Origin of the sequence: Streptomyces violaceorubidus (assembly GCF_000717995.1) — a bacterium.
Taxonomy (GTDB): Bacteria; Actinomycetota; Actinomycetes; order Streptomycetales; family Streptomycetaceae; genus Streptomyces; species Streptomyces violaceorubidus.
This window is the reverse complement of sequence record NZ_JODM01000159.1, coordinates 1-591: the sequence shown is the minus strand read 5'-3', so window position 1 is coordinate 591 and position 591 is coordinate 1. Positions and strand designations below refer to the sequence as shown.

General features: G+C 74.5%; 1 protein-coding gene. It reads right to left on the bottom strand.

Annotation, left to right across the window (positions count from 1 at the left end; all coding sequences use genetic code 11):
- The coding region (locus tag IE94_RS36770; RefSeq protein ID WP_037924905.1) for a hypothetical protein at window positions 1–526 on the bottom strand (526 nt) is incomplete at its 3' end.
- Window positions 527–591 lie beyond the last annotated feature (65 nt).

Below are 591 nucleotides of genomic sequence, written 5' to 3'. Positions count from 1 at the left end.
GGGCGCTGGCGGGGGGGAGGGTCTCCCATACCAGGGCGTACGCGTCGGCCACCAGGTCGGCCACCAGGTCGTTCGGGGCGGAGAGGGTGGTGTCGGTGAGGAGTGTGGTGGCCAGGGCGGCGAAGGCCGCGCTGTCGGGCCGGGCGCTGCCGGGAGGGAGCGTGTCCCATACCAGGGCGTACGCGTCGGCCACCAGGTCGGCGACCAGGTCGTTCCGCTGTGCTGGTTGTTCCCACGTCGCCACCTCCTGCGCGAAGGCGTGCCGGTGGCTGTCGTCGAGCCCTGCGACACCCCCGATCTGGCTCAGGAAGTGCTCGTTCAGTGCCTGCGGGGACATTCCCACACTCTGCGGGTCGATCCCCGACTGCCGGGCGGCCCACGCCCCGTACCACTGCGGCAGAACCCCGCCGTCGATCAGCGGCCACAGCCGGCGCTGCCCGGCGGGCCGGCCCAGCTCCGCGGACAGCGCTCCCGCGAGCTCGGCCCGCACCTGCCGCCCCGACAGCACGCGCCCGCTCGCGTCCACCCACCGCCGCCACCGCCTCCGCCTCCGGCCCGGACTCCAAAGCGCCGGAGGAGACAGACGGCAAG